The organism is Streptomyces sp. NPDC054863, assembly GCF_053610825.1.
Genome location: NZ_JBSGZD010000484.1, coordinates 1 through 2,940, shown reverse-complemented (window position 1 = coordinate 2,940; position 2,940 = coordinate 1). Strand labels below are relative to the sequence as shown.

At 72.2% G+C, this 2,940-nt stretch carries 3 protein-coding genes; 1 reads left to right on the top strand and 2 read right to left on the bottom strand.

The annotated features are described in order from the left end of the window. Nucleotides 1-460, top strand: a 460-nt coding sequence (locus tag ACWGIG_RS37995; RefSeq protein WP_453326290.1) for a hypothetical protein, incomplete at its 5' end; no start/stop codon positions are given. On the opposite strand, the gene ACWGIG_RS37990 is transcribed toward ACWGIG_RS37995, so the two are convergent. Continuing rightward, the gene (locus tag ACWGIG_RS37990) at nt 457-2,463 is read right to left on the bottom strand and encodes an N-acetylmuramoyl-L-alanine amidase (RefSeq protein ID WP_453326289.1); all 2,007 of its coding nucleotides are present in this window, start codon (nt 2,461-2,463) and stop codon (nt 457-459) included. The genes ACWGIG_RS37995 and ACWGIG_RS37990 overlap by 4 nt on opposite strands. A 199-nt stretch (nt 2,464-2,662) precedes the next feature. After that, entirely contained in the window at nt 2,663-2,926 is a 264-nt protein-coding gene (locus tag ACWGIG_RS37985; protein ID WP_453326288.1) for a GlsB/YeaQ/YmgE family stress response membrane protein, read from the bottom strand. Nucleotides 2,927-2,940: the final 14 nt, after the last annotated feature.

The following is a 2,940-nucleotide window of genomic DNA, read 5'->3' as shown; positions in this document are numbered from 1 at the left end:
GGGCCCGGAATTCGACGTCCTCGCCATGGACCCGGGCGACTGGCCGGGCGACCTCGGGGCCGGGCTGCTGCCCGCCCCCGACGGCAGCTGCCAGGGCGTCTTCCTCCGGTACGACCTGTTCGGCGGGCGCGGCCCCGCGATGATCATCGGAAACCTGCCCGAAGGGTCCCCGGCCCGCGAGCTCGCCGAGGGCCAGGTTCCCTTCGAGGTGGCCCAGCTGCTCCTCGCCCTGGAGAACGACGAAGAGGTCGAGGTCGTCAGCGCCGAGGACGTCCCCGTCATGCAGGGCGACAACCTGCTGATCGTGCGCCGCCTCAAGCTCTCCGAGAGCCGGATCTCCTGCGTGCAGTTCGACCGCAGCGACAACGTCCTCGTCACGATCGCCAGTTGGGACCGGCCGATCACCGACGACCTGTACGCGCTGCTGAAGCCGCTCCCCGCGGAGATGTTCCAGGGCTAACCCCTGGTGTCGGCCGCCCGCTCCACCAGTGTCACGTCCGACGCCTTCACGTAGCCGATCCGGTGGCCGTACTGGATCTCGTAGTAGATCTCCTTGCCCCGGATCACGCGTCCCGTCCTCCCGTACTCCGGCGCGTAGAAGTACTCGCCCGCAGTCCGCTGTCCGACGACGTACCGCTGGCCCGCCGGAATCCGGTACGCCAGCGGTACGACCGGCTGGACGGGCACGTCCGCCGGGTACGCGGACGCTTCCGGGTAGGCCCTGCCGTAGACCGGCACGTCACGGAGGCCGTCGCGCGGGGTGAGCAGTGGGGCCTGTACGTTCACAGCGGTCCGCTCCCCGGCCGGATTGTGGAACCAGGCCTTCTGGCCGAGGTACCAGATCGCCGTCCAGTCCCCGCGCCGCTCCGCCACCGCATAGCTCTGGCCGGTCGACGCCCGCGCCCCCGTGTCGTTGACACCGGTCGTCGAGTCCTCGCCGCCCGGGCGCCGGCCGACGTCCTTGACCAGCGGGGCGGTCGTGTCGGGGGCGGTGTGCAGACGGACCGCGCCCGACGCGTGCTCGGGGCACGGCTCGGCCGGCTTCTTTCCGCAGCCGGTGTACGGCGGCCGGTGCGCCTGGTGGTCCGGACGTACGGTGACCGCCGCGCTGCGGGGTCCGGCCGTCGCCTCGAACGGCCTGCCCAGCAGCTCGAAGTAGTGCGCCCAGTCCCAGTAGGGACCGGGGTCGGTGTGCATGCCGCGCACCGCTTCCGGGAGCGCGCCCGGCACGTTGTCGTGGCCGATGATGTGCAGCCGGTCCAGCGGGATGCCGTACTTCGCGGCCAGATGACGTACGAGACGGGCCGACGCCCGGTACATCGCCTCCGTGTACCAGGCGTCGGGCGCGGTCAGGAAGCCCTCGTGCTCCAGGCCGATCGACTTGGCGTTGGTGTACCAGTTGCCCGCGTGCCAGGCCACGTCCTTCAGCGGTACGTGCTGGGCGATGTGCCCGTCCGAGGAACGCAGCGTGTACTGCCAGGACACGTAGTCCGGCCGCTGGACGAGGTCGACGCTGGATTTCCAGTAGCCCTGGATGTCGTGGACGACGAGGTAGTCGATGCTGCTGTCACGGCCGCGGTCGGCCAGGTCGTGGTTGCCGTAGTCGCCGTCCTCGGCGCCCTCAAGTCTCTTGTACGGGGCGGGAATCCACTCGCAGGACACGGTGACGGGACACTCGACGGGGGCAGCGGCGGTGGGTGCGGGTGCGGGTGCGGGTGTGGGTGTGGGTGTGGGTGTGGGTGTGGCGGGTGCGGCGGCGGGAGCGGTGCGGGGTGTGGCGGGCAGGGTGACCGACTGGCCGCTGTCCGTGGTGCGGTGCTGACCCGCCCGGATCACCGCGTACACCTCGTCGGCGTACGCCCGCGCGGCTGCCGGTTCGGCGGCGCCGGAGAACCGCTGCACCGCCCCGTACCAGTCGGCCGGGTCCGCGCCGGGAGCCCGGCCCAACTGCTGCTGGGCGGCGGCGAGCAGGGCCGCGCCGCCCAGGACGTTGGCCGCCGGATCGCTCCGCAGCTTCGCGGAGGGCAGCCCGGTGAGCGCGGCGGCCCGCGCCAGCGTCCCCGTTCCGTCCGGGAGCCGGGGAGAGTCCGCCCTTGCGTCGGTCCGCCCGTCGGTGAGGTGCATCGGGCCGTACCCGCCGGTCACGCTCGGCGCGCCACCGTGCGCGTCCCACCGGGACTGGAGGTAGGAGACCGCCAGCAGCACGCTCGGCGGCACCCGGTACCGGGCGGCCGCAGCGGCGAAGTCCTGCTGCAGTGCGCCGGGCGGCGCATCCTGGACGGCGGCCGGGGTCCGGGCGGCATGGGCCGACGTGGCGAGCGGGACGAGCGACGACAGCAGGAGTGCGGCGGACGCCGCGGCGCCCCCCGTCCTGGTGGCGGAAAGGTACGCGGGAAGGTGCAAGGCGTCCTCCGGGAACGAACGGGCCCGGCGGCAGACGCGCCTGGCGGCAGAACCGCTCATGATGCCCACCCGGACGGCCCGGGCGGCGCAGGGCCGACCGGCCGCGTCGCGTGGCGTTCCGCGGACGAGAGCGCCGCGACAGCAGAACTGCCGCCTCCCGCAGGTGAGTTGGAGTCATCTGCGGGAGACGGCAGTCGCCGGGAGTGCGCCACCTGTTCGGGCGAGAGGACGGCGCGGTTCCGGGACGTCCCGGAACCACTCAGCCCTTGCGGCCCGCGACCAGCCGGTAGATCAGGAGCACGATCACCGAGCCGACGACGGCGGCGATCCAGGTCGACAGCGAGAAGAAGCCGTTGATGGACTCGACCCCGAAGATCACCTTGCCCAGCCAGCCGCCCAGCAGACCGCCGACGATGCCGATGAGCATGGTGACCAGACAGCCGCCCGGGTCCTTGCCCGGCATCAGGGCCTTGGCGATGGCTCCGGCAAGCAGTCCGATCAGGATCCAAGCGATGATGCCCACTGTGATTCAACCTC